We start from the raw sequence: 24456 nt of genomic DNA, 5'->3' as shown, positions 1-24456 counted from the left end.
CCCGAGCTCCCCTGCGCCGCATACGTATAACAGATAAGGCCAATGTTCACGAAGAACATTGGCCTTATCTGTTATTTCCCCTGGCTTACTGGAACCAGATCTTGATCTCGCGGTCCGCGGAATCCGTGGAGTCGGAGCCGTGCACCAGGTTCTGCTGTACCTTCAGGCCCCAGTCCCGGCCAAAGTCACCGCGGATGGTGCCCGGGGCCGCCGTCGTGGGATCCGTGGTGCCCGCCAGGGAGCGGAAGCCTTCGATGACGCGGTGGCCTTCGAAGATGGCCGCCACCACGGGGCCGCTGAGCATGAATTCCACCAGGGGCTCGTAGAACGGCTTGCCCACGTGCTCCTCGTAGTGCTGCTCCAGCAGCTCACGGGTGGCGTCGACCTTCTTCAGCTCAACAAGGCTGTAGCCTTTGGCTTCAATCCGGGCCAGGATGGCGCCGGTCAGGTTACGGGCGACGCCGTCGGGCTTGATCAGGACGAGGGTGCGCTCAGTAGTCACAACTGCTCCAATGCGTTGGTGGGGTTTCGGGATAAGTCTACGGGGACGGGCTTACGGGGATTGGGGCTGGGCGGGACCGGTGGCCTGGTCCGGGTGGGCGGCTTCCCATTCCGCCTGTTCGCGTGCGCGCTGCGCGGCTTCCCGGTCCAGCCGGATGCCGGTCCGGATCCCGTACCACCAGGCCACGGCGAAGAGTGCACCCACCAGGAACATGGCCGGCTCGAAAATGCCGGTGAGGATCAGGACGAGCTGCAGGATCCAGCCCAGGCCGATGCCCCAGGGTTTGTTGAGGACTGCACAGGCGAAGATCATGACCACGCTGAGGGCGATGCCCACGCCGAGGATCAGGGCCGGCGGGAACTCCCCGCGCCGCAGGCCGAACACCACCAGGGTGGCGAAGAACATGACGAACGCTTCCAGGAGCAGCACCGTGGAGGCAAACATCACCTTGGTGGAACGGCGCTTCTTGGGCATGCCGGGACGCCATTCCCGCTGGGCTTTTGTCAGTCTGGCCATGCTCACGCCTCCGTTTTTCCGAGCAGGATCCGGGCCTCGGCCACCAAGGTGATCGATCCGGTGACCAGGACGGCCCCGGACAGGTCCTCGTTGGCTTCGGCCCGCTCCACGGCCCATTCCAGGGCGTCATCCAGTTTCTCGGCGACGTGGACGTTGTCCTCGCCGAAGCCCAGGTCAATGGCAAGCTCTGCCAGTTCCGCTGCCGGTACGGCGCGCGGTGAGTTGGACTGGGTGAAGCAGTACTCCACGGCCACGTCCCCCAGGGATTCCCTCAGCTCCCGCAGGATTTCTTCTGCGTCCTTTTCCTTGAGCACGCCCACCACGGGTACCAGGCGCGTGAAGGTGAACGCTTCCTGCAGGGCTGCAGCAGAGGCCTTGATGCCGTCGGGATTGTGCGCGGCATCCACAATGATGGTGGGTGCCGTGCGTACCACTTCGAGGCGGCCCGGTGACGTCACTGCGGCGAAGCCTTCCTGCAGGACCTCGAAGTCGAGCTCCTTTTCGCCGCCAAAGAACGCTTCCAGGGCGGCTACCGCCACGGCGGCGTTCTGCGCCTGGTGGGCGCCATGCAGCGGTACCAGGAGGTCAGGGTAGCGGCCGGCGATGCCCTGGATGGTGACCATCTGGCCGCCAACGGCCACAGTCCGGGACTCCACGCCAAACTCCACGCCTTCGAAGCGGAAGGGCACGCCCACTTCCTTGGCCTTTTCCAGCAGCACCTGGGCCGCATCAAGGGGCTGCGCTGCGCTGATGAGGTAGCCGCCGGGCTTGATGATGCCGGCCTTTTCGTAGGCGATGTCCTCGGTGGTGTCGCCCAGCAGGTCGGTGTGGTCCAGCGAAATCGGCGTCACCACCGACACCTGGCCGTCGCCCACGTTGGTGGCGTCGGTGATGCCGCCAAGGCCCACCTCGATGATGGCCACGTTGACAGGCTGGTCGGCGAAGATGGCGAAGCCCAGGATGGTGAGGCACTCGAAGTAGGTCAGCCGCGGCTGACCTTCGGCTTCCAGCTCGGAGTCCACAATCTGCAGGTAGGGCCGGATTTCGTCCCAGATCCTGACGAACGTCTCATCGGAGACGGGGTGGCCGTCGATGCTGATCCGTTCGGTGACCTTGGACAGGTGCGGGCTGGTGTAGCGTCCCGTGCTCAGGCCATGGGCGCGGAGCACGGATTCGATCATCCGGGAGGTGGAGGTCTTCCCGTTGGTTCCGGTCACATGGATGATCGGGAAGGCCTTGTTGGGTTCGCCGAGCACGTCCATGGCGCGGAACAGCGGCGCCAGGCGCGGCTCCATCTTGTTTTCCGGCGCCCGGCCCAGCAGTTCGGCGTAGACGCTTTCCACGGAAAATTCGTCGGTCATGTCCTAGGCCTCCATTTTTTCGACCGCGACGGCCGGTTCTGGCACATCGCCCGGCTCAGCGGCCAGCTCCACCGTCAGGGTCTCGCCCTTGACCAGTTCAGCGTTGGCCAGCAGGGCGTCCACCACGTTCTGCGGGGCCGTGACGGTGGTCCGGATCCGGTCGCTGACGTTGAGCCCGGCGTCCTTGCGGGCCTGCTGGATGGCGCGGACCAGGTCGCGTGCCAGGCCTTCGGCCTCCAGCTCGGGGGTGACTTCCGTGTTCAAGACCACGAACCCGCCTCCAGGCAGCACGGCGACAGCGGCGGAACCGCCCTCGGACTCTGCCACCACGGTCTCCAGCGTGTACTCCTGGGGCTCCAGCTGCAGGCCCCCGGAGGTAACCACGCCGTCGTCGTCCACTGACCAGTCGCCGGACTTCGAACCCTTGATGGCAACCTGGACATTCTTGCCCAGGCGCGGGCCGGCAGCACGGGCGTTCACCACCAGCTTCTGCTGGATGCCGAATTCCTCGGGGGAAGCGGTGGCCGCGTCCAGCAGGCGGACGGACCGGAGGTTGAGTTCATCGGCGACGACGGCGGCAAAGCCTTCCAGCGCATCCGCCCCGGGTGCCACAACGGTGAGTTCCTGCAAGGGCAGGCGGACACGCAGGTTGGCTGCCTTGCGGAGCGAGGACCCGGTGGAGCAGATCTGCTGGACCCGGTCCATTGCCTCTACCAGGGCCGGGTTGGCCGGGAAGAGGTCAGCGTCCGGCCAGTCAGCCAGATGCACGGAGCGGCCGCCGGTCAGGCCGCGCCAGATCTCCTCGGAGACCAGGGGCAGCAGCGACGCAGCAGCACGGGTGACGGTCTCCAGCGCGGTGAACAGGGCGTCGAAGGCGTCCTGGTCCTCGTCGAAGAAGCGCTGCCGGCTGCGGCGGACGTACCAGTTGGTGAGCATGTCCAGGTAGCTGCGCAGGGAGTCGCACGCACCGGAGATGTCGTAGGTGTCCAGCTGCACGGTCATGTTCCGAACCAGGTCGCCCGTGTTGGCCAGCAGGTACTGGTCTAGGGTGTCCGCATAGCCGTCGTAGCGCAGCTTCGCGTCGTATCCCCCGCCACTGTTTGCCGCGTTGGTGTAGAGCGTGAAGAAGCTGTACACGTTCCACAGCGGCAGGATCACCTGGCGGACGCCGTCGCGGATGCCCTGCTCGGTGACGATCAGGTTGCCGCCGCGCAGGATGGGGCTGGACATGAGGAACCAGCGCATGGCGTCGGAGCCGTCGCGGTCCAGGACCTCGGACACGTCCGGGTAGTTACGCAGGCTCTTGGACATCTTCTGGCCGTCAGAGCCCAGCACGATGCCGTGGCTGATGACGTTGCGGAACGCCGGCCGGTCGAACAGTGCCGTGGACAGAATGTGCAGCATGTAGAACCAGCCGCGGGTCTGCCCGATGTATTCGACGATGAAGTCAGCCGGGTTGTGGGTGTTGAACCAGGCCTCGTTCTCGAACGGGTAATGCACCTGGCCATACGGCATGGAGCCGGAGTCGAACCAGACGTCCAGGACGTCCTCCACGCGGCGCATCACGGACTGGCCTTCTTCGGGCGTGCGGGGGTCGTCCGGGTTGGGCCGGGTCAGCTCGTCGATGAACGGGCGGTGCAGGTCCACCTCGCCGGCCTTGTTCAGCGGCAGCCGGCCGAAGTCCGCCTCGATCTCGGCCAGGGAGCCGTAGACGTCGGTGCGGGGGTACTCGGGGTCCGTTGACTGCCACACCGGGATGGGGCTGCCCCAGAAGCGGTTGCGGCTGATGGACCAGTCGCGGGCGTTTTCCAGCCACTTGCCGAACTGGCCGTCCTTGACGTTGCCGGGGATCCAGTTGATCTCCTGGTTCAGTTCGGACATCCGGTCCTTGAACTTGGTGACCTCCACGTACCAGGAGGACACCGCACGGTAGATCAGGGGGTTGCGGCAGCGCCAGCAGTGCGGGTAGCTGTGCTCGTAGCTGGCCTGGCGGACCAGGCGGCCCTGGGCACGGAGCACCTGGGTGATGGGCTTGTTGGCCTCGAAGACCTGCAGCCCCACGATGTCGTGGAGGTCGCCGTGCTTGAACAGTGGCAGGAACTTTGCACCCTCATCCACGGAGAGCACCACGGGGATGCCTGCCTCCTCGCAGACTTTCTGGTCGTCTTCACCGTAGGCGGGCGCCTGGTGCACAATGCCGGTGCCGTCCGTGGTGGTGACGTAGTCGGCCACCACGAAGCGCCAGGCGTTCTCCATGCCGTACTTCTCGTTGTCCGCGAAGTCGTCCCAGAGGCGCTGGTATTCCAGTCCCTCCAGCTCGGCGCCGGTGTGCGTGGAGACCACTGCGGCTTCCGCGTCCTCGAAGCTGTCGTAGCCAAGGTCCTTGGCGTAGCTGCCCAGCAGGTCCGCTGCGAGCATGAAGCTCCCGGTGACCGGGGCGTCTGCGGAGGCCGCCTTGATGCCGTTGGGGCCGGCCGGCAGCACGGCGTAGGTGATGGAAGGCCCGACGGCGAGCGCGGCGTTGGTGGGCAGCGTCCAGGGGGTGGTGGTCCAGGCGAGGGCCTGCACGCCGGCAAGCTCCCTGGAAACCTCCGACTCCCCCGCGAGGATGGGGAACGTGACGGTGACGGTCTGGTCCTGGCGGTTCTTGTAGACGTCGTCGTCCATGCGCAGCTCATGGTTGGACAGCGGCGTTTCGTCTTTCCAGCAGTACGGGAGGACGCGGTAGCCGTTGTAGGTCAGGCCCTTGTCGTGCAGCTGCTTGAACGCCCAGAGGACCGATTCCATGTACTCGACGTTGAGGGTCTTGTAGTCGTTGTCGAAGTCCACCCAGCGCGCCTGCCGGGTGACGTAGCTGCGCCATTCGTCGGCGTACTTCATCACGGAGGCGCGGCAGGCGTCATTGAACTTGTCGATGCCCATGGCTTCGATCTGGGTCTTGTCCGTCATGCCCAGCTGCTTCATGGCTTCAAGTTCGGCGGGGAGGCCGTGGGTGTCCCAGCCAAAGCGGCGCTCCACGCGCTTGCCGCGCTGGGTCTGGTAGCGGGCCACCAGGTCCTTGGCGTAGCCGGTGAGGAGGTGGCCATAGTGCGGCAGGCCGTTGGCGAAGGGCGGGCCGTCGTAGAACACGAATTCGTTGCTGCCGGGCTCGCCGCCGGGGACGTCGGCGCTGCGCTGGTCGATGCTGGCCTGGAAGGTGCCGTCCTGGTCCCAGTACTTCAGGATGCGCTCTTCGATCTCCGGGAACTTCACGGAGGCGGAAACGCCGGCACTGCCGTTGGACGAGGTGCTGGAGGCTGAGGCCTTGGGGTAAAACGTCATGTTCGACATCCTGGGTTGAGCGTGGTGAACCCCGGCGGGGCCGGAGGTTCCGTTCAGGATGCGAGGACGGCTGCCGCGCCGTCCCGAAAGACTGCACGCCCACCGCGGTACCACCTCACTTACCGGCGCCGCGTGTCTTCCGTGAGGAACACCTGCCGCCCCGGCCTCTCATTACTGCTGTGACGGGCTTACCCGTCCGGTTCTACTGGCACAGCCACCCTGCAGGGGCACACTGCGCGTTCTTCCGGAAGCTCACCGGTGATTGCCGGGTCATAGCCATAAAGAGTCTACTATCGCCGCAGCGTCCTGTGCCATTCAGCGCGTCCCTGCCATTCAGAGCATCCCCGCCATTCACAGCGTCCCGTGCCACTCAGAGCATCCAGGGGCCGTTGGGGCTGACGCCACCACCGCGCATTCCCTAGACTCGGCTCATGACAGCTTCCGGGCGCCCTGCCGGGCGGAGGCGCGCGGCCGCCGCATGCCGGTGGCTGTTCATTCCCCTTGCGCTGCCCGTCGCAGCGGTGTCCGTAGTGCGCGCTGTCCCCGTCGAGTGGCCCGTCCTGGGGGTCGAGCTGGTGGCTTTCACGCCCTGGCTCACAGTGCCTGCCGCGGCAGCGCTGGTCCTGGCCTTCCTTGGGCGCAGCCGGTGGCAGCGGGTCCTGGCGGGGTCCCTGCTGGCGTGCCAGGCGTTCTGGCTCTTCCCGGTGGACGTCCGCGGGCCTGCGGCCGAGGCCGCCGGAAGGCCGGTTTCCCTCGTGGCGATGAGCATCAACGCGGAGCTGGGGGATGCGGACGCTGCCGGCATCGTGGACCTGGTCCGTGAACAGCACGTGGATTTGCTGGCGGTGGAGGAATACACGCCCCAGCTGTCACGGCGGCTCACCGCGGCGGGCCTCGACGGGCTGCTCCCGCACCGGGTTGCCCATCCCAGGGACGGCGCCGGCGGTACGGCCATCTATTCCTCGCTAAGCCTGAAGGACGGCGGAGTGCTTCCGGCCACCCAATTCACCATGCCGGTAGCCAGCCTGGACCTGGCGGACGGCAGTGGGGCCGCCCTTCGGGTGGTGGCTGTGCACACCCTGGCGCCGGTGGGTGACGCCCTTGGCCAGTGGCGCAGGGACCTGGCCACGGTGGCCAGGGCGGACAGCGGGTCCGGTCCCCTGCTGCTGGCCGGGGACTTCAACGCGACCTACGACCACCGGGAATTCAGGGCGCTGCTGGCGGGCCAGGGAGGCGGCCGGACGCTGGTGGACGTGGCCGCCTCCCTGGGCAGCAGGCTGGTGCCCACCTGGCCGATGCGTGGGTACCGCCTGCCCGGGATCACGCTGGACCATCTGGTGACCAGCCGCGACATTACCGCCTCCGGCTATTCAGTCCACCGGATCGAGGGAACCGACCATGCCGCAGTGGTGGCCACCCTGCGCATCCCCGTGCCCTAGGTGTACTGAGTCAGGACGTTGGTTACATCGTGAATAGGTGAGGACCTCTTAGGTTGGTGGTTACCACACACAGCCAACGACTAAGAGGTCCTCATGTCCCACCGTAATGCCCGCCTGACCCGGAATGGTAGGCGCATCCTCGTCGAGCGCGTCCTCGCCGGCCGTCCCGTCGCTCACGTGGCGAAGGAAATGGGCGTCTCGCGGACTTGCGCGCACCGCTGGCTCAGCCGGTACCGTACCCACGGCTGGGACGGCCTCGAGGACCGCAGCTCCCGACCAAGATCCTGCCCCCACGCCACCTCGGCGGAAGTCGTTGCCGATGTTCTGATCCAGCGCGTGGAGTACCCCGAAGGGCCACTGGACCTGGCATTGCGCTGCGGCACGAGCGCCCGGACGGTCTCCCGGATTTTGGCCAGGGCGGGCATGCCCAGGTTGTGGGATCTGGACCCGGTGACCGGGCAACGGATCCGCGCTTCCCAGGCTACCGACCGCCGCTACGAACGCGACGCCCCAGGGGACATGATCCATATCGATGTCAAGAAACTTGGCCGGATCCCTGACGGCGGCGGTTGGCGGGCCGACCCTTCCCAGAGCGCGGCAAACCACCGCAAGTCGCATCAAAGGATGGGCTTTGACTACGTCCACGTCGCCGTGGACGACTACACCCGCTTCGCCTACGCCGAGGTTCTGCCCGACGAGAAAGGCCCGACCTGCGCCGGGTTCCTCACCCGGGCCGCCGCCGCCATGGCAGCGAACGGCGGCGCGCCCGTCAAACGCGTCATGACCGACAACGCCTTCGCCTACCGGCTCTCCCGCGACTTCCAGGACGCACTCGCTGCCCTGGGCGCTAAACACATCCTGATCAAACCCCGCCACCCCTGGCAGAACGCCAAAGCAGAACGCTTCAACCGCACGCTCCAGGAAGGCTGGGCCTACCGCCAGCCATTCACCTCAAACCAGGCCCGGACAGACGCCCTGCAGCCCTGGCTAAACTTCTACAACAACCACCGGCCCCACGGGAGCCTTGGAGGCAAGCCACCCATCAGCAGGTGCAACCAACCTACTGGCTGAGTACACCTAGGCCTTCCGGATGAGTTTGTGCGTAGCCGCCTGGGCCACCGGCCGGATGACGATCTGGTCGAGGTTGACGTGGTGTGGGGCGCTGACGGCGTAGCGGACGACGTCTGCCACATCCTCCGCGGTGAGCGGCTTCTCCACGCCCTGGTAGACCTTTTCTGCGGATTGCGCATCCCCGAGCCGGTTGAGGGCGAACTCCTCGGTCTGCACCAGCCCGGGCGCCACCTCGATGACCCGGACGTTGTGCTCAGCCTCTTCGAGCCGGAGGGCGTTGGTCATGGCGTGCTGCCCGAACTTGGCAGCGTTGTAGCCGCCCCCGCCTTCGTAGGCGTCCAGCCCCGCTGTGGAGGTGAGGTTCAGGACGGTTCCCGCGCCGGTGGCCCGCAGCATCGGAAGGAACGCGCGGGTGAGCTTGAGGGTTCCCAGGACGTTGACGCGATACATCCATTCCCAGTCGGCGGTGTTGGCATCGCCTACCTTGTCAGCACCCCGGGCACCACCGGCGATGTTGATCAGCGTGTCGATGCCGCCCGCTTCGGTGACCTGGGCGAGGAGCCGGGACACGTCGTCGTCCTCTGCAATGTCTGCGGGAATCGCGACGGCGCCTGTCCGGCCTTCCAGCGCCGCGAGCCTGTCAGCCCGGCGTGCCACGGCAAAGACCGTCCACCCGTCGGCGCGCAGCGCACGCACTGTTGCCTCTCCGATTCCGCTGCTCGCGCCGGTCACCAATGCTGCCTTTTTCTGCAAGTCCTCAGTCATGGCACCACCCTAGCGGGATCAGCCGGCGGACTGTCCCCGGAGGTAATCAAGCAGGACGTGCGCATTGTTCGCCCCGGTGTTCCGGGCAGCGTAGAGGAGGGTGATCCGGGGGTGTGCGCGCGCCAGTTCCAGCACGCGGAAGCCGTCGTCGTCCGCCGGTGGGTCGTAGATGCGCTTCACGCCGAAGGTTGCCCGGAACTCTCCCATGGCCCGCATGCTACCCGTGTCCGCGTCCGTGCGGGCGGCACGGGTTGGGTGGGACGCAAGCGGGCATGAAAGAATTGGCAAATGGCTGAAGACACGCAGGGTACAGACACGCCCACCACCGCCCCCATCAATGTTCCGGACAAGCCGGCCCTCGAAGGCCTCGAAGCCGCGCTCACCCAGCGCTGGCTGGCCGAGGGAACCTACAAGTTCAACCCCGACACCACCCGGGAGCAGGTCTACTCGATCGACACTCCCCCGCCCACCGCGTCGGGATCCCTGCACGTGGGGCACATGTTCTCCTTCACCCAGACGGACGTCCAGGCCCGGTACATGCGCATGACCGGCAGGAACGTCTTCTACCCCATGGGCTGGGATGACAACGGCCTGCCCACCGAACGCCGCGTCCAGAACTACTACGGTGTCCGCTGCGATCCTGCCATCCCCTACAACGCCGACTACCGGCCGCCCGCCCAGCCGGCCAAGAACCAGCGCGATTTCGACGTCGTGTCCCGGCAGAACTTCATCGAACTGTGCGAGGAACTGGCCGTTGAGGACGAGAAGGTCTTCGAGAACCTGTTCCAGACCCTGGGCCTGTCCGTCGACTGGGACCTGACCTACCGCACCATCGATGACACGTCCCGCGCCGTGTCCCAGCGTGCCTTCCTGGCCAACCTGGCCGCCGGTGACGCCTACATGGCCGAGGCTCCCACGCTGTGGGACGTCACGTTCCGTACCGCCGTGGCCCAGGCCGAGCTTGAGGACCGTGAGGTCCCGGGCGCCTACTACCGCTACCCCTTCTTCACCGAAGACGGCGGGAGGATCTTCATCGAGACCACCCGCCCGGAGCTCCTTGCAGCATGTGCCGCTCTGGTGGCAAACCCCGACGACGAGCGGTACCAGCCGCTGTTCGGCAAGACCGTGAAGTCCCCGCTGTTCGACGTTGAGCTCGAGGTCAAGGCCCACCCGCTGGCAAAGGCGGACAAGGGTTCCGGCATCGCCATGGTCTGCACCTTCGGTGACCTGACCGACGTCACGTGGTGGCGCGAACTGCAGCTGCCCACCCGCGCCATCATGGGCCGCGACGGCCGCATCATTGCCGAAACCCCCGAGTGGATCACCAGCGAGGCCGGCAAGGAGGCGTACGCCGCCATCGCCGGGAAGACTGCCTTCTCCGCCAAGGAAGCCGTGGTGGAGCTGCTCAAGGAAGCCGGCCTGCTCGATGGGGAACCCAAGAAGATCACGCACCCGGTGAACTTCTTCGAAAAGGGCGACAAACCCCTGGAAGTGGTGACGTCCCGCCAGTGGTACATCCGGAACGGCGGCCGCGACGAGGACCGCCGCGAACGCCTCATTGGCCGCGGCAAGGACATCGACTTCCACCCGTCCTTCATGCGCTCCCGCTATGAAAACTGGATCGCCGGCCTGAACGGTGACTGGCTGGTCTCCCGCCAGCGGTTCTTCGGCGTGCCCATTCCCGTCTGGTACCCGCTCGACGCGCAGGGAAACCCGGACTACGACCACCCCGTCCTGCCCTCCGACGAGCAGCTCCCGGTCGACCCCGCCGCGGACGCCGCCCCCGGCTTCGACGAGGCACAGCGCGACCAGCCCAACGGCTTCACCGGCGACGCCGACGTCCTGGACACCTGGGCCACGTCCTCCCTGACCCCGCAGATCGTGGGTGGCTGGAGCCGGGACGAGGACCTGTTCGCCAAGGTGTACCCGTTCGACCTGCGCCCCCAGGGCCACGACATCATCCGCACCTGGCTGTTCTCCTCGGTGGTCCGCGCCGACGCACTGCAGGATTGCGCACCATGGAAGCACGCGGCCATCTCCGGCTGGATCCTGGACCCGGACCGCAAGAAGATGTCCAAGTCCAAGGGCAACGTGGTGGTGCCCACGGACGTGCTGAACGAGTACGGTTCAGACGCCGTCCGTTATTGGGCCGCCTCTGCACGGCTGGGCGCCGACACCGCCTACGAGATCGCGCAGATGAAGATCGGCCGCCGCCTGGCCATCAAGCTCCTGAACGCCTCCAAGTTCGTCCTGAACCTGGGCGCCACCGAGAACTCAGTGCTCTCGGGCGATCTTGCCGTGCTGACGAATCCCCTGGACCGTGCACTCCTGGCCCAGCTGGCCGAGGTGGTGGCGCAGTCCACCAAGGCATTCGACAACTACGACTACGCCCGGGCCCTGCAGCTCACGGAGTCGTTCTTCTGGCAGTTCACCGACGACTACGTGGAACTGATCAAGGACCGGGCCTACGGGGCCGCAGGCGAAGCGGAGCAGGCTTCCGTGCTGGCCGCGCTGGCCACCACGCTGGACACCCTGCTGCGGCTCTTCGCCCCGTTCCTGCCCTTCGCCACCGAGGAAGTATGGAGCTGGTGGCGTACCGGGTCGGTGCACCGGGCCCAGTGGCCTGCCGCCCTGGAGATCCCCGGCGGGGATACCACCATGCTTGCGACCGTGGGCGTGGCACTCAGCGGTGTCCGCAAAGCCAAGTCTGAGGCCAAGGTCAAGCAGCGCACCGAAGTGCTGTCGGCGACCATCACTGCCCCGGAGGCGCTGACCGCACAGCTGCAGGCCGGTCTGGCTGATTTGAAGGCTGCGTCCAACGCCCGGGAGATCACCCTGGCCGTGGGTGACGGTGACCTCACGGTCACTGACGTCGCCCTGGCTCCAAGCGACGAGCCCGCCAAGGCCTGACACCGGACCGGATCCGGGCCAGCCCCGGTTTCCGGGCAAAGGGGAAGCCCCATCAGCGTTTTGCCGTTGGTGGGGCTTCGACTTTTTCGGCCATCCGGTGACGTGCTCTGATGGTCTGGCAGGATCCGCTGAACTTCAGGTCTTACTACCCCGTCACTGGTAGCTTGCATTCAACTTTGCCGATGGCTGCGTCGACTTACATATCACTGAATCTTTGGTTCCTGCGTCCACTTCTTTCGAAGTGGTAGGAACCATTGTTCTCCTGTGCCGGACCACGTGCAAGGGCCCCGGGAGAACTACATACCGGTAGTTTTCCCGGGGCCCTTGCAGCGCGTCAGTGTCCGGCGTTTCAGTCGAATTCCGGGCTTTCGGTGCGGCTGCGCTTCAGCTCGAAGAAGTGCGGATACGCGGCGATAACCGTGGTGGCATCCCAAATCCTGCCGGCTTCCTCACCACGGGGAATGCGGGTCAGGACCGGCCCGAAGAAGGCTGTTCCATTGAAGGCCACCACCGGGGTTCCAACATCCTGTCCCACCAGCGAAATGCCTTCCTCATGGCTGGCCCGGAGCTGCTGGTCGTAGGCGTCCGTGGCGGCGGCGTCGGCCAGGGAGGCGGGGAGGCCGCATTCGGCAAGGGCTTTGGTGATGACCACGGCCCGGTCTTTTTCGCCCTGGTTGTGGATCAGCGTTCCCATGGCGTCGTACAGGGGTTTGATGACCTGCGGCCCATGCTCTTCCCGGGCGGCGATGATCACGCGGACCATGCCCCACGCGTTGTCCATGGATTCCCGGTAGCCGGGCTCCAGGTCACGTCCCTCATTCAGGACAGCCAGGCTCATGACGTGCCATTCCGTCTCGATGTCCCGGACGGCTTCCACTTCCCCGATCCAGCGGGAGGTGACCCAGGCGAACGGGCAGAGGGGGTCGAACCAGAAGTCGGCTTTGTTCTTGGAAGGTGAAGTCACGGAGTCCTCTCGGTCAGGCAGACTTACGGCGCTTGGCCACGTGCGGAATCATGGTGGGCTCGGCGTCCCGCAGGACCACGTCCTCGGTGATCACCACGCTGGCCACGTCCTCGCGGCTGGGAAGATCGAACATCACGGGAAGCAGGACCTCCTCCAGGATGGCGCGGAGGCCACGGGCACCGGTGCCCCGCTCCAATGCCTGGTCGGCAATGGCTTCCAGGGCGGTGTCGTCGAACACCAGCTCGACGCCGTCGATCTGGAACATCTTCTGGTACTGCTTCACCAGGGCGTTCTTGGGGGTGGAAAGGATTTGGATCAGGGCGTCCCGGTCCAGGTTGGAGACGGTGGTGATCACGGGGAGCCGGCCAATGAATTCAGGGATCAGGCCGAACTTCAGCAGGTCCTCCGGCATGACCTCACCGTAGGAGTCCACCTTCTTGCTTGCCTCGTTGAGCGGGGCGCCGAAACCGATGCCCTTGCGGCCGGAGCGGGAGCCGATGATCTCTTCCAGGCCGGCGAAGGCACCGGCGACGATGAACAGCACGTTGGTGGTGTCGATCTGGATGAATTCCTGGTGCGGGTGCTTCCGTCCGCCCTGCGGCGGTACCGAGGCCACGGTCCCTTCGAGGATCTTCAGGAGGGCCTGCTGCACGCCCTCGCCGGACACGTCGCGGGTAATGGAGGGGTTCTCGCTCTTGCGGGAGATCTTGTCGATCTCGTCGATGTAGATGATGCCCTGTTCGGCCTTCTTGACGTCATAGTCAGCGGCCTGGATGAGCTTGAGGAGGATGTTCTCCACGTCCTCACCCACGTATCCGGCCTCGGTCAGGGCGGTGGCGTCCGCCACGGCGAACGGCACGTTCAGCCGCCGGGCGAGGGTCTGGGCCAGGTAGGTCTTGCCGCAGCCGGTGGGTCCGATGAGGAGGATATTCGACTTGGCGATCTCGACGTCGTCGTGATGGCCGCCGTCCCCCAGGTTTCCGGACTTCGGCGCATGGCCCGCCTGGATGCGCTTGTAGTGGTTGTAGACCGCGACGGCGAGGGACCGCTTGGCGGGCTCCTGGCCGATGACGTATTCCTGCAGGAAGTCGAAGATTTCACGCGGCTTGGGCAGTTCGAAGCTGCCGAGATCAGCGACCTCCGCGAGCTCCTCCTCGATGATCTCGTTGCACAACTCGATGCATTCATCGCAGATGTAGACACCGGGGCCGGCAATGAGCTTGCGCACCTGCTTCTGGCTCTTTCCGCAGAAAGAGCACTTCAGCAGATCCGTGCTCTCGCCAATCCGAGCCATATATGAACCCCTTAGTATCCTGCTGCCAGGCAGCCCTGCACCATTGCTGAAATCTTTCCCGGCCGGCACGGCACGGTTTGTGACAACATCCACTCTAGGTCACATTCGGCCCCAAGGGTGGAATGAAAAGGCCGGTGCGGCCAAATGAACTGGACCGCACCGGCTTTCGGTACTGCTACCTCGTGATCGCCTGGGGCTTGATCTTGCGTGAATCAAGAACCTGGTCGATGAGGCCGTATGCCTGGGCCTCGTCGGCGGTGAGGATCTTGTCGCGCTCGATGTCGTTGTTAACCTGCTCCGACGTGCGGCCGGAGTGCTGGGCCAGGGTGTCCTCCAGCCAGGAGCGCATACGCATGACTTCAGCGGCCTGGATCTCCAGGTCGGAGGCCTGGCCGCCCTGGCCGCCGGACAGTGCCGGCTGGTGGATCAGGACGCGGGCGTTGGGCAGTGCCAGCCGCTTGCCGGGTGTACCCGCCGCCAGCAGGACGGCAGCCGCACTGGCGGCCTGGCCCAGGCAGACAGTCTGGATCTCGGGGCGGATGTACTGCATGGTGTCGTAGATCGCCGTCATGGCGGTGAAGGAGCCGCCGGGCGAGTTGATGTAGAGCGTAATGTCGCGGTCCGGATCCGTGGACTCCAGGACCAGCAGCTGGGCCATGATGTCATCAGCGGAAGCGTCGTCCACCTGCACGCCGAGGAAGATGATGCGGTCCTCGAAGAGCTTGGTGTACGGGTCCTGGCGCTTGAAGCCGTAGGGGGTGCGTTCCTCGAACTGCGGCAGGACGTAGCGGCTGGACGGAAGATTGCCGGCTGACCACCCGAAGTTGTAGTTCATTGTGTTTGCTCCTGATCGAAAGGGGTTCTGGATGCCGGTTAGTTCTGGGAGGCTGACTCGCCGGAGGAACCGTTGGACGTTCCGCCGCCGCCTGAGACGGAGCCGGCGTGCGCGGCGATCTTGTCGAAGAAACCGTATTCGAGTGCTTCGGTGGCTGTGAACCACTTGTCGCGGTCGTTGTCCTTGAGGATGGTTTCAACGGTCTGGCCGGTCTGCTCGGCGGTGAGTTCCGCCATGACCTTCTTCATGTGCAGGATGAGTTCGGCCTGGATCTTGATATCGGAAGCGGTGCCGCCGATTCCGCCGGACGGCTGGTGCATCAGCACGCGGGCGTTGGGCGTGGCGTACCGCTTGCCCTTGGTGCCGGAGGACAGCAGGAACTGTCCCATGGACGCGGCAAGGCCGGTGGCGACGGTCACGACGTCGTTGGGGATGAACTGCATGGTGTCGTAGATGGCCATGCCTGCCGTGACGGAGCCGCCGGGCGAGTTGATGTAGAGGTAGATGTCCTTTTCCGGGTTCTCGGCCGAGAGCAGGAGCAGCTGCGAGCAGATCGCGTTGGCGTTGTCGTCACGCACCTCCGAGCCCAGCCAGATGATCCGCTCCTTGAGAAGGCGGTTGTAAATGTAGTTGTCCTGGGCTGCAGGATCGACGGTCGCCATCCGGGGGGCCTCTGAGTGCTGTGACATGTTTACTTACCTCTCACTGGTGACGGTGACATCACTGAAAATCACTACTTGGACACTAACCGGTTTCACGGGTGTTTTGTTCGCGCACCGACGGCTGTTCGCTGACGGCGCACGATCAGCGAATCAGCAGCGGGCCGCTTCCGGTCCAACGCGAACGGCCCCCGGATCGAAAGGATCCGGGGGCCGTTGCTGCGGTTCAAAAAGGACTATGCCTTGGCGTCTGCCGTGGTGTCCTCGGCTTCGACAACCTCTGCCTCGGCAGCTTCGGTTGCGTCGGCGTCGGCAGCTTCTGCGGCAGGTGCCTCTTCGCCGGCGGGGCGGACGAAGTCGCTCAGGTCAACAGTCTTGCCCTCGGTGTCGGTCACCGTGGCCTGGCCCAGCACGACGGCCAGTGCCTTGCGGCGGCGGACCTCGGAAACCATCATGGGGACCTGGCCGCTCTGATCGATGATCTGGGCGAACTGGTTGGGGTCCATGCCGTACTGGCTGGCGGTGGTGACGATGTAGTCGATCAGCTCGTTCTGGCTGACATTGACTTCTTCCTTCTCCGCGATGGCGTCGAGGATGATCTCGTTCTGGAAGGCGCGGGCCGTGTTGGCGCGGACCTCTTCGCGGTGCTCTTCGGTGTCGTGCTCGCCGTCACCGTGGCCGTTGCCCTCCTGGAAGTGGGCTTCGAGCTGCTCTTCGACGACGGAGTCCGGAACCGGAACCTCGACGAGTTCCACCAGCTTGTCCAGGACCTTGTCGCGGGCTTCAACACCCTGCTCCACGATCTTGGACTCTGCGGCCTGCTTGGCCAGGTCTTCGCGGAGTTCGGCGAGGGTGTCGAACTCGGAGGCCAGCTGGGCGAAGTCGTCGTTCGCTTCGGGCAGTTCGCGTTCCTTGACGGCCTTGACGACGACCTTGACCTGGGCGGCCTCGCCGGCGTGGTCGCCGCCCACCAGGGTGGTGTCGAAGATGGCGTCCTCGTCGGCGCTGAGGCCGGTCACGGCTTCGTCCATGCCCTCGAGCATGGTGCCGGCGCCAACCTGGTAGGACAGGCCGGCAGCGGAGTCAACCTCTTCGCCGTCGATGGTGGCGGTGATGTCGATGGTGAGGAAGTCACCGTCGGCAGCGGGACGGTCAACGGACTTAAGGGTGCCGAAGCGTCCGCGCAGTTCGTCCAGGGCCTTGTCCACGTCTTCGTCGGAGGATTCCGCAGCCGCAACCTGGACCTCGATGCCGGCGTAGTCCGGGAGTTCGATCTCGGGGCGGACGTCAACCTCGGCGGCGAACTTCAGGCCACCGTCGGTGGCGGAGGGGTCGGGAACCTCGGTGATTTCCACCTCGGGGCGGCTCAGGGGGCGGATGCCGGATTCCTGCACGGCAGCCTGGTACCAGCCGTTGAGGCCGTCGTTGATGGCGGTCTCCAGGACGTAGCCACGGCCAACGCGCTGGTCGATGAGCTTGGCGGGAACCTTGCCCTTGCGGAACCCGGGGACCTGGATCTGCGAGGCAACAGTCTTGTAGGCCGAGTCGATGCTGGGCTTCAGTTCCTCAAAGGGGACCTCAACATTGAGCTTGACCCGCGTGGGGGTGAGGTTCTCGACAGCGCTCTTCACGGTCTAAGTACTCCTGGGTTGTGGGATGGGGGTTTTCTGCAAACGCAATGTGTGTCCAGGCCTGCTGGTCCTGGCCGCAGAGTCGGGGTGACAGGATTTGAACCTGCGACTTCCTGCTCCCAAAGCAGGCGCTCTAGCCAAGCTGAGCTACACCCCGTAAGTGCACAGGCAAGTCTACGGTGATACGCGTCGCGATTGCACATTTGACACGTAGGCCATGGATTAGGTTTAGTTGTATCCGGCTTGAACAGCCAGCCCGGAGTTTCCGCTGAAAATCGGATCTTCCTTCGGGGACGTAGCTTAATGGTAAAGCCTCAGTCTTCCAAACTGATTACGCGGGTTCGATTCCCGTCGTCCCCTCCAGGACAACAAAAAGGCCCCTCGACCGAGGGGCCTTTTTGCGTCTGTTCTTTTACGCCTGCGGCTGCTGGCAGTAAGGGCACCAGTAGAGGTTCCGGCCGGCAAGGTCGGCCATGAGCACGATGGTGCGGCACACCCTGCAGGGCAGCCCGTGCCTTTTATAGACAAAGTGGACGTCGTCGCGGTGCGGGAAATGTGCGCTCCTGGGCGGCACCGGTTCCCCTGCCGCGGCCGCCTTGGCGGCCGTGGTGCCATCGAGCGCCCAGTATTTGGGCGGGGTGGTGATGATCCGCCCATCGGCCACGCCGTCGTTCATGACGGCGACGATGTCGCGCCACAGCCTGCGGGCGTCGTTGTCCGGCAGCGCGGTGCCGGGCAGCAACGGATCGAGGCGGCGGCGGAACAGCACTTCGGCACGGTAGACGTTCCCGACGCCGGCAATCACCTTCTGGTCCATGAGCAGGGCCGCCAGCGGGGTCTTCCGGGTCCGGACATTGGCGGCGAACCGCCCGGCGTCCCCGCGAAGGTTCCGCAACGGATCCGGCCCCAGCCGCGCCAGGACGGCGTCGGCCTCTGCTGCGGTGATGGTCTCGCAGGTGGTGGCCCCGCGAAGGTCCGCCCAGCCGTGGCTGCCGGCGAGCCGGACCCGGACGGCCCCGACGGGCGCCGGCGGACCTGCGTAGGGCGCGCCGCCATCGTCGTCCCCGTCGGAGAACGCCTCCTGCTCCCCTACCCGCCGCGGCGCACCGATGCTTGACGCGCCGGCGAAGGTGCTGTCACCACCGAAGCTCCAGGCCCCGTACAGGCCAAGGTGGACGTGCAGCACCAGCGAGTTGTCGAAGTGCAGGAACAAGTGCTTGCCATGAGCCTCGGCAGCGACCATGGTGTGGCCGTCCAGCAGCGCCGCTCCCCCGCTGAACCTGCCCTGGGGGCTGGACACAGCCAGTGCCTCGCCGAGGAATACGTCGCCGAACTGGCGGGCGAGCCTGCGGACGGAATGGCCCTCGGGCACTACTCGATGACCTCGCCGGTGGCCTCAAAAACAGCGATCTTTTCGATCCTGCGGATGTGGCGTTCATCGTTGCTGAAGGGCTCGGCCAGGAATGCCTCGACCAGCTCGGTGGCTTCCTCCACCGTGTGCTGGCGGCCGCCCAGGGCCACCACGTTGGCGTCATTGTGCTCGCGGGCCAGGGTGGCCGTGGAAAGGTTCCAGGCGAGGGCGGCGCGGATGCCCCTCACCTTGTTGGCGGCAATCTGTTCGCCGTTGCCGGAGCCGCCCAGCACGATGCCCAGGGCATGGACGCCGGCCTCCCGGTCAGCCACCACGGCGAGTGCCGCGTTGATGCAGAACGAGGGGTAGTCGTCCTGGGCGTCGTAGACCTTGGGGCCATGGTCAACCACCTCGTATCCCTTCCCGGTCAGGTGGGACACCAGGTGGGCGCTGAGCTCCATGCCTGCATGGTCGGTGGCGATATGGACCCGCGGGTAGGCAGGGGTAGTGGTCACGTGCTAAGTCCGTTCGGTTGTGGGAGCTGGCGGCCACCGGGTGGGGCCGGAACGACACGGATAAGGATACTAGGGCAGCCCGGGGTCGGGGCTCTGGCCTTCCACAGGTGGCGGCGTTCCGCCCCCGCGGCGGGCCCTGGCGGCCACCCGCGTCAGGACTTCGGCAAGCCGCGCGGCCGACGCCTGGCTGCCGCCGCTGACGGCAAGGCGCTGGCCGTCGGTCTTGCTGACGACGACGGCGGGGCCGCTGCTGACCAGCATGGCTGCGGTTCCGTGGTGGTGCCGGTAGCCCCACCCGCCGTAGTCTGCGGCCCTCACCTCAGCGGCACTGGCGTCGGAAATGGCCCCGGCAGGCACGTCCATGACCGGCACCACCCCGGCCAGCAGGACCTTGAGTCCGCGCCGGTCCGCCTTGATGCGGGCGAACAGGAACGCTGTCCCCACCAGGGCCAGGACCACGAGCAGGATCCCCAGCCAGGGCACCACGACGGCGATGAGGGCCGCCGGGAACAGGGAGGCGATGGCGATCATGACGAAGACGGAACTGCGGGCGTGGACCCAGAGCCTGATGCTGTCCCGGGCAAGGTCGGGGTCAAGTTCCTTGGCGATGGCGACCTGGAGCGCCCTGTCGTCATCCGGCGACCATTGCCGGTCAGCTTTGTAGACCATGGCCATGGTCACCCCGAGCGATACCGCGGCGCCGCTGCCAAGGGCCAGCACCGTCATGTCCACATGCGACTGCCGGGCGTCGGCCAGCCCGGTCTGGCCGATCAGGCCCGCGGCAAGGGCGGAGGTGATGAACAGGCTGAGGAAGAGTCCGGCACCCATCATGATCCGCCGCATCATGACCGGCCGTCCAAGGGGCACGGCCTGGAGCAGGACCAGCCAGCCGGCAAGGACAATTCCGGCGGCGCCAACCCCCACGTAGGCGCCGAAGGGCGCGAAGTTGGCCCCGCCGCCGTCCGTCCAGCGGATGGCGACCGGCTCCGGAAGGTCCGGGCGCAGCAGCGACGCGCAGTAGGCAAAGGCGGCGGCCAGGACGACGGGGAACCCGACGGCGAAGCGCAGTGCCTTGGTGTCCACCGAATCCAGCAGCTTTCCCATGCATTTAACGCTACCCCTGTGGCTGCCCGGCCAAGCGCCCCGCCCGGGCGGAGGCGGCTGTGAGCTGCGCAACTTGCCAAGGACCCCAGGGATGAAAGAATGCATGACAGTGCCGGAACCGGGACCACCGGCCGGCAGCCGAAACTTCTCTGGAGGCCCTCTTTTGCCAGGCATGAACCTGACGCGCGCCGAAGCCCGTGAGCGCGCCGAACTGATCACCGTCGAGTCCTACGATGTCAGCCTGGACCTGACCCGGGGCGGAGAGGTCTTCGGCAGCACCACCACCGTGAAATTCACGGCGGCGCCGGGGTCGGCGAGCTTCATCGATGCCGTCACCCGCACCGTGCACAGCGTGACCCTCAACGGCCGGTCCCTTGATCCGGCCACCGTGGCCGACGGCGTGCGGATCCAGCTGCCGGACCTGGCGGAGCACAACGAGCTGACGGTCGTGGCGGACATGCCCTACATGAACACCGGCGAAGGGCTGCACCGGTTCGTGGACCCGGTGGACAACGAGGTCTACCTGTACACCCAGTTCGAGGTTCCCGATTCCCGCAGGATGTTCACCGTCTTCGAGCAGCCGGACCTGAAGGCAACGTTCGCCTTCACCGTCACTGCGCCGTCCCACTGGGATGTCATTTCCAACTCCCCCACACCTGCTCCCGTGGAGGCCGGCGACGGCGCCCGGTCCGTGTGGACCTTCGCACCAACGCCCCGGCTGTCCTCCTACGTCACCGCCCTGATCGCGGGCCCGTACGAGTCTGTCCGCAGCGAGGTCACCAGCTCTGACGGGCGGGTCATCCCGCTGGGCGTCTTCGCGCGCAAATCCCTGATGCAGTACCTCGATGCGGACAACATCTTCGAGCTCACGCGGCAGGGCTTCGGATTCTTCGAAGCACAGTTCGGCTGCCCCTACCCGTTTGAGAAGTACGACCAACTGTTCGTTCCCGAGTTCAACGCCGGGGCCATGGAGAACGCCGGGGCGGTGACCATCCTGGAAGGCTACGTGTTCCGCAGCAAGGTCACTGGCGCCCAGATCGAGCGGCGCGCCATCACTGTGCTGCACGAACTGGCGCACATGTGGTTCGGGGACCTGGTGACCATGCGGTGGTGGAACGACCTGTGGCTCAACGAGTCCTTCGCCGAGTACATGTCCCACCTGGCGGCGGTGGAGGCCACGTCCTTCACCAGCGCCTGGACCACCTTCGCCTCCGTGGAAAAGTCCTGGGCGTACCGGCAGGACCAGCTGCCCACCACGCACCCGATCTTCGCGGAGATCAACGACCTGCAGGATGTTGAGGTCAACTTCGACGGCATTACCTACGCCAAGGGCGCCTCGGTGCTGCGGCAGCTGGTGGCCTGGGTTGGGCCGGAACAGTTCATGGCGGGTGTCCGTGAGTACTTCGCCAAGCACTCCTGGCACAACACGGAGCTGCAGGACCTGCTGGTGGAGCTGGAGAAGGCCAGCGGCCGCGACCTGGACCGCTGGGGCCGGCAGTGGCTGGAGACCGCGGGAGTGAACACGCTGGCTCCCGAAGTGGAGGTGGATTCCGACGGAAAGCTGCGGTCCTTTGCCATCCTGCAGTCCGCGGTTCCGGAGTGGCCCACCATCCGCCCGCACCGCCTTGCCGTGGGGTTCTACAACCTGGACGACGCCGGCAAGCTCACCCGGGTGCACCGCGAGGAACTCGACGTCGACGGCGAACACACGGAGGTGCCGGCGCTGGCTGGCCTGGCCAGGCCGGACCTGATCCTCATCAACGACGACGACCTTGCCTATGCCAAGGTGCGGCTGGACCCGGCGTCCCTGGCCACCGCCACCGCGCACCTGAAGGACTTCGCTGCAAGCCTGCCGCGGACCCTCGTCTGGAACTCCGCGTGGGATGCTGCCCGTGACGGTGAGAGTCCGGCACGGAAGTACGTGGAATTGATCCTGGCCAACGTCGCTGCGGAGACGGATTCTTCCGTGATCCTGGTCCAGCTGCGGCAGCTGGCCACCACCCTGAACTTCTACGTGGCCGAGGAACACCGCGAAGCCACCACCGTTACGGCCGTGGACCGGTTGTGGGATCTGGCTTCGACTGTTCCCGGCGGCTCCGACGGCCAGCTGCAGTTCATCAAGTCCTTCGCGCTGCTGGCCCGCAGCGCGTCCCAGCTGGACCGGGTGTCCGGCCTCCTGGATGGGTCCGTGGTCCTGGAAGGCCTGAGCGTTGACCAGGACCTCCGTTGGGAACTGGTGGCCTCGCTGGTTTCCGGCGGCCGGATGGGGCAGGACGGCATCGACGCCGAACTGGAGCGGGACAACACCTCCAGCGGCCAGAACGCGGCCGCCCTGGCCAAGGCTGCCATCCCCACCCCGGAGGCGAAGGCCGCGGCCTGGGAATCCATTGTGGTCAAGGGAGAACTGTCCAACGCGCTGCAGGGATCGGCGGTGACCGGCTTCATGCGGGTGCTGGACCGTTCGCTGCTGGAGCCGTTCTCGGAGCTGTACTTCGCGGCTGTGCCGGGCATCGTGGCAACCCGCACGCACGCACTCGCCCAGCAGATCGTCGTCGGCCTCTACCCGGCGCTGCTGACCACGCAGGCCACCATCGACCGGACGGACGCCTTCCTGGCGTCGCTGCCGGCGGAAAGCGCTGCGCTGCGGCGGATGATGCTGGAGAACCGCGACGGCGTGGCCCGCGCCCTGCGTGCCCGAGCCGCCGATGTCCTGCAGGAGGGCAGCCCGGCGTGAGCCTCAACGAACACCGGTACTCGCTGACCGTCCAGTGGACAGGCAACCGGGGCGGCGGCACGTCGTCCTACCGGAGCTACTCCCGGGACCATGACGTGCTGGTTCCGGGCCTGCCGGTCCTCAAGGGCTCGGCAGATCCCACCTTCCATGGAGACCGGGAACGGTACAACCCGGAGCAGCTTCTCCTGGCTGCGCTGGCCCAGTGCCACATGCTGTCCTACCTGCACGTAGCGGTGAAGCACGGCGTGCTGGTCACGGATTACCGGGATGAGGCCACCGGACTGATGCGGCTCAACCGGGACGGCAGCGGCCAGTTCGAGCGGGTCACCCTGCACCCGCACGTGACGGTGGCCGACGCCGCGCAGGCGGAACTGGCCGCCTCGCTGCACCATGAGGCCAACCAGGTCTGTTTCATTGCCCGGAGCGTGAACTTCCCGGTGGAGCACCAACCGGTGACGGTGGCCGCCTAGGCTTCCCTGCCCTGGAGCAGTTTGGCGAGCCGATGCTCCGTGGCGGGTTGCAGGCCGGCCTTCCGGGACCGGTCCAGCCCGCGGACGCGTTCATCTCCCAGGGTGTCGGCCAGGGTTTCCTGCCAGGGCCGCAGCACCATTCCCGCAGCCTTGGCTGCCTGGTTGCTGCGGGCCATGAAGCCCTCGTGATGGGGCGGGAGCCAGAGCGGAAGGGAATCGGGCCCTGACCAGTAGTTAACGCCCTGCGCCACCAGCCATTCTTCACCGGCGGTGACGGTGGCGGGCGTGCCGGCGGTGGAGAGTTCGCCGCAGGCGCTGGTGAGCTCTGCGAAGGCCACTTGGTCTCCGTTGGCGTTCAGCGGGCCGGTGGTTCCCTGTTCGGCTGCACGCAGGATCCACGCCGCCAGGTCCCGGACGTCGATGACCTGGGTGGGCTGGTGCCCGATGTCCGGGACCAGCACCGGCCCCTGTTTGCGGTCAAAGCGGGCCGGCCAGTAGCCGTAGCGGTCGGTGGGGTCGCCAGGGCCGCTGACCAGGCCGGCGCGGCAGATGTGGGCCCTGCCGCGTGTGGCGTCCAGGGTGGCCTGCTCGATGGCCACTTTGGACTCGCCGTAGTTCCCGGGGGTGGAAGGAGTTCCGGGGGCAAGCGCCGGCAGGAGCGCGGCGTCCTCTGCCGCTCCGGGGACGGAATGGTCCGCATAGGCTGAGCAGCTGGAAACGAAGGTCCAGTGGCCGGCCTTCGGAGCGAGGGCGGCAAGGGCGTCCCGGGCAGGTGCAGGGTCCCGGGCAACCTCGATCACGGCGTCCCACGTGCCGGCTGCGCCGGACTACGCTGCCGGGCCCGCCGATCGGTCCGCCCTGGCCCACTCGGCGCCGGGCGGCGGCTCACCGGACACTCCCCGGGCCAGGCACGCGACGTGGTGCCCCGCGGCCACCGCCTGCCTGGCGATTTCCCGGGAGAGGAAGGCTGTTCCGCCGAGGATGAGGATGCGCATTGCTCCACGCTACGGCGCT

General features: G+C 66.3%; 19 protein-coding genes, 2 tRNA genes and 1 pseudogene. 6 read left to right on the top strand and 16 right to left on the bottom strand.

The genetic code is table 11. From position 1 onward, the window contains the following. Positions 1–85: 85 nt before the first annotated feature. Genes ndk through ileS form a run of 4 tightly spaced genes read right to left on the bottom strand, consistent with a single transcriptional unit; the run spans position 86 to position 5700 of the window. Positions 86–502, bottom strand: a complete 417-nt coding sequence (gene ndk, locus AB0280_RS15965; RefSeq protein WP_159631802.1) for a nucleoside-diphosphate kinase — start codon at positions 500–502, stop codon at positions 86–88. Positions 503–553: 51 nt separating this feature from the next. Further along, a complete protein-coding gene (locus tag AB0280_RS15960; protein ID WP_275180249.1) occupies positions 554–1018 on the bottom strand; it encodes a DUF4233 domain-containing protein in 465 nt (154 codons plus the stop codon). A 2-nt stretch (positions 1019–1020) separates the two neighbouring features. Beyond that, complete coding sequence (locus AB0280_RS15955; RefSeq protein WP_224026304.1) at positions 1021–2379, bottom strand: bifunctional folylpolyglutamate synthase/dihydrofolate synthase; 1359 nt, start codon at positions 2377–2379, stop codon at positions 1021–1023. 3 nt (positions 2380–2382) lie between these two features. Then, positions 2383–5700, bottom strand: a complete 3318-nt coding sequence (ileS, locus tag AB0280_RS15950) for an isoleucine--tRNA ligase (RefSeq protein WP_366367769.1) — start codon at positions 5698–5700, stop codon at positions 2383–2385. Positions 5701–6131: 431 nt separating this feature from the next. Here ileS and AB0280_RS15945 point away from each other — a divergent pair, with 431 nt between their 5' ends. Together AB0280_RS15945 and AB0280_RS15940 are read left to right on the top strand one after the other, a co-directional pair. After that, positions 6132–7139 (top strand): endonuclease/exonuclease/phosphatase family protein, encoded by a 1008-nt coding sequence (locus tag AB0280_RS15945; RefSeq protein ID WP_366367767.1) that lies wholly within the window; start codon positions 6132–6134, stop codon positions 7137–7139. 93 nt (positions 7140–7232) lie between these two features. After that, complete coding sequence (locus AB0280_RS15940) at positions 7233–8210, top strand: IS481 family transposase (RefSeq protein WP_366367765.1); 978 nt, start codon at positions 7233–7235, stop codon at positions 8208–8210. A 6-nt stretch (positions 8211–8216) separates the two neighbouring features. On the opposite strand, the gene AB0280_RS15935 is transcribed toward AB0280_RS15940, so the two are convergent. After that, positions 8217–8975: an SDR family oxidoreductase gene (locus AB0280_RS15935; RefSeq protein ID WP_224026307.1), complete on the bottom strand. Its 759-nt coding sequence runs from the start codon at positions 8973–8975 to the stop codon at positions 8217–8219. A gap of 18 nt (positions 8976–8993) precedes the next feature. Next, positions 8994–9182 carry a hypothetical protein gene (locus tag AB0280_RS15930; RefSeq protein ID WP_275180253.1) on the bottom strand — a complete coding sequence of 63 codons (189 nt, stop codon included), beginning with the start codon at positions 9180–9182 and terminating at the stop codon, positions 8994–8996. 81 nt (positions 9183–9263) lie between these two features. Between AB0280_RS15930 and valS the strand changes: the two genes are divergently transcribed. Beyond that, positions 9264–11885 carry a valine--tRNA ligase gene (gene valS / locus AB0280_RS15925; protein WP_366367764.1) on the top strand — a complete coding sequence of 874 codons (2622 nt, stop codon included), beginning with the start codon at positions 9264–9266 and terminating at the stop codon, positions 11883–11885. 349 nt (positions 11886–12234) lie between these two features. On the opposite strand, the gene AB0280_RS15920 is transcribed toward valS, so the two are convergent. From AB0280_RS15920 to AB0280_RS15895, 6 genes are all read right to left on the bottom strand, one after another. Then, the gene (locus AB0280_RS15920; protein WP_159631796.1) at positions 12235–12849 is read right to left on the bottom strand and encodes a DsbA family protein; all 615 of its coding nucleotides are present in this window, start codon (positions 12847–12849) and stop codon (positions 12235–12237) included. A gap of 13 nt (positions 12850–12862) precedes the next feature. Next, on the bottom strand, positions 12863–14143 hold the full coding sequence (clpX, locus tag AB0280_RS15915) for an ATP-dependent Clp protease ATP-binding subunit ClpX (RefSeq protein ID WP_366367763.1): 1281 nt from the start codon (positions 14141–14143) through the stop codon (positions 12863–12865). Between the two features lie 175 nt (positions 14144–14318). Next, positions 14319–14978: an ATP-dependent Clp protease proteolytic subunit gene (locus AB0280_RS15910; RefSeq protein ID WP_138606612.1), complete on the bottom strand. Its 660-nt coding sequence runs from the start codon at positions 14976–14978 to the stop codon at positions 14319–14321. Between the two features lie 38 nt (positions 14979–15016). Beyond that, the gene (locus AB0280_RS15905; protein WP_018761581.1) at positions 15017–15640 is read right to left on the bottom strand and encodes an ATP-dependent Clp protease proteolytic subunit; all 624 of its coding nucleotides are present in this window, start codon (positions 15638–15640) and stop codon (positions 15017–15019) included. 233 nt (positions 15641–15873) lie between these two features. Further along, positions 15874–17268, bottom strand: a complete 1395-nt coding sequence (gene tig, locus AB0280_RS15900) for a trigger factor (protein WP_275180255.1) — start codon at positions 17266–17268, stop codon at positions 15874–15876. 82 nt (positions 17269–17350) lie between these two features. Further along, a tRNA-Pro gene (locus AB0280_RS15895) sits at positions 17351–17425 on the bottom strand. Positions 17426–17557: 132 nt separating this feature from the next. On the opposite strand from AB0280_RS15895, the gene AB0280_RS15890 reads away from it, so the two are divergent. Beyond that, a tRNA-Gly gene (locus AB0280_RS15890) sits at positions 17558–17631 on the top strand. Positions 17632–17680: 49 nt separating this feature from the next. On the opposite strand, the gene AB0280_RS15885 is transcribed toward AB0280_RS15890, so the two are convergent. The 3 genes from AB0280_RS15885 to AB0280_RS15875 all read right to left on the bottom strand — a co-directional run bounded on the left by AB0280_RS15885 (position 17681) and on the right by AB0280_RS15875 (position 20238). Further along, on the bottom strand, positions 17681–18640 hold the full coding sequence (locus AB0280_RS15885) for an Fpg/Nei family DNA glycosylase (RefSeq protein ID WP_275180256.1): 960 nt from the start codon (positions 18638–18640) through the stop codon (positions 17681–17683). Continuing rightward, the gene (locus AB0280_RS15880) at positions 18640–19134 is read right to left on the bottom strand and encodes a ribose-5-phosphate isomerase (RefSeq protein ID WP_159631792.1); all 495 of its coding nucleotides are present in this window, start codon (positions 19132–19134) and stop codon (positions 18640–18642) included. The genes AB0280_RS15885 and AB0280_RS15880 overlap by 1 nt, the downstream gene beginning before the upstream one ends. Positions 19135–19203: 69 nt before the next feature. Further along, positions 19204–20238 (bottom strand): hypothetical protein, encoded by a 1035-nt coding sequence (locus AB0280_RS15875; protein WP_275180257.1) that lies wholly within the window; start codon positions 20236–20238, stop codon positions 19204–19206. 172 nt (positions 20239–20410) lie between these two features. Here AB0280_RS15875 and pepN point away from each other — a divergent pair, with 172 nt between their 5' ends. Continuing rightward, positions 20411–22972: an aminopeptidase N gene (gene pepN, locus AB0280_RS15870; protein ID WP_366367760.1), complete on the top strand. Its 2562-nt coding sequence runs from the start codon at positions 20411–20413 to the stop codon at positions 22970–22972. Further along, positions 22969–23442 carry an OsmC family protein gene (locus AB0280_RS15865; RefSeq protein ID WP_224026314.1) on the top strand — a complete coding sequence of 158 codons (474 nt, stop codon included), beginning with the start codon at positions 22969–22971 and terminating at the stop codon, positions 23440–23442. The genes pepN and AB0280_RS15865 overlap by 4 nt, the downstream gene beginning before the upstream one ends. Here the strand turns inward: AB0280_RS15865 and AB0280_RS15860 are convergent. Then, positions 23439–24437, bottom strand: a pseudogene (locus AB0280_RS15860) (NAD-dependent epimerase/dehydratase family protein). The gene AB0280_RS15865 and the pseudogene AB0280_RS15860 sit on opposite strands and share 4 nt — an antisense overlap. Positions 24438–24456 lie beyond the last annotated feature (19 nt).

The sequence above is a fragment of the Pseudarthrobacter sp. 902506025 genome (genome assembly GCF_040702325.1).
GTDB lineage: Bacteria > Actinomycetota > Actinomycetes > Actinomycetales > Micrococcaceae > Arthrobacter.
This window is presented reverse-complemented; position numbering and strand designations above follow the sequence as displayed.